We start from the raw sequence: 1,317 nt of genomic DNA, 5'->3' as shown, positions 1-1,317 counted from the left end.
ACTCGTGCGCGCTTGCAGGACGAGGGACTGGCCTGGACCTTGCGCTGTTTCGAGCGCGATCTGCTCGAAGCGCTCGGCTCGGGCTTCGACTGGAGCGTCGATGCCGAGGGCCCGTCGGCGCGCGCGCTGTACCTGCTCGGCCTGATCGAAGGCGCCAAGGGCCGCGACGCAGCCGCCGAAGATTATTTCCGCAAGGCCCTGTACCTGCAGCCCCAACACGAAGAGGCCCTGATGCACCTGGCGTTGTTGCTCGAAACCCGCGGCGACGCCGCCGGCGGGCGGGTCCTGCGCCTGCGCGCGCAGCGTTCGCACAGGACGGCCGGCTGATGCGCGCCGATAAGGACCGCGCAGGATGAGCGCCCGGCAACCGCCGGCCGGATCGATCGGCGCGGTCGCGCGCCTGCTCGACCGCGCGCCCGAGCCGGAGGCGCTGCGCGAGGCCACCCGCCATGTCGCCGCCAAGGCCGAAGACCTCAGGTCGCTGACCGCGTCGTTGTTCGTATTCCGGCTCGGCGCGGAATGGCTGGGCCTGACCGCCTCGGTCGTCGACGAAGTCATCGAGCCGCGCCCGGTCCACACCCTGCCGCACCGCCGCGAAGGCGTGGTGCGCGGGCTGGTCAACGTGCGCGGGCAACTCACCGTATGCGTGGCGCTCGAGTCGCTGTTCCATCTGGAACCGGGCCCGGCCGACGCCGCGCGCAGTCTGTTGAGCCGGCGCCTGGTGGTGCTGGCCTGGCAGGATCAGCGCCTGGCTTTCGAGGCCGACGAAGTGCACGGCTCGCATCGCTACGACCCGGCCGCGATCGGCAACGTCCCGGCGACGGTCGCGCATTCGGTCTCGCCGTTCAGTACCGGCATCCTGGCGATGGGCCGGCGCAACGTCGGCGTGCTCGACGACGCGCTGGTGCTCGGCGCGCTCAATCGGCGGCTCGGATGAGCACGGGCAATCTCCAGGATTATTCGCTGCACGACCTGTTCCGCATGGAGGTCGAGGGGCAGGCGCAGGTGCTGACCGAGGGCTTGCTGGTTCTCGAAAGCCACCCGGCCTCGGCGCCGGAGCTCGAAGCCTGCATGCGCGCGGCGCATTCGGTGAAGGGCGCCGCGCGCATCCTCGGCCTGTCGGCCGCGGTGACGGTCGCGCACGCGATGGAAGACTGCCTGGTCGAGGCGCAACAGGGGCGGTTGATCCTCGGCAACCTGGTCATCGATGCCCTGCTCGGCGGCGTCGACCTGCTCGCCCGCATCGCCGCGACGCCGGCGGCCGAGACCGCGCCGTGGATGCGCGCCGACGCGCCGGACGCCGAACGTTTCCGCGCC

Annotated in this window: 2 protein-coding genes and 1 pseudogene; all 3 read left to right on the top strand. The window is 71.5% G+C overall.

Annotated features, from left to right (window positions below; genetic code table 11):
• A pseudogene (locus ACSAMQ_RS20540) lies at positions 1-327 on the top strand (hypothetical protein); the annotation flags it as partial.
• A gap of 25 nt (positions 328-352) precedes the next feature.
• Complete coding sequence (locus ACSAMQ_RS20535) at positions 353-937, top strand: chemotaxis protein CheW (protein WP_435397431.1); 585 nt, start codon at positions 353-355, stop codon at positions 935-937.
• Positions 934-1,317: Hpt domain-containing protein (locus tag ACSAMQ_RS20530; RefSeq protein WP_435397430.1), on the top strand; the 384-nt coding region annotated here is incomplete at its 3' end. The genes ACSAMQ_RS20535 and ACSAMQ_RS20530, both read left to right, overlap by 4 nt.

Source organism: Lysobacter sp. 1R34A, assembly GCF_051217035.1.
Taxonomy (GTDB): Bacteria; Pseudomonadota; Gammaproteobacteria; order Xanthomonadales; family Xanthomonadaceae; genus Lysobacter.
The sequence above is the reverse complement of the archived record's forward strand: the minus strand, read 5'-3'. Positions and strand labels throughout refer to the sequence as shown.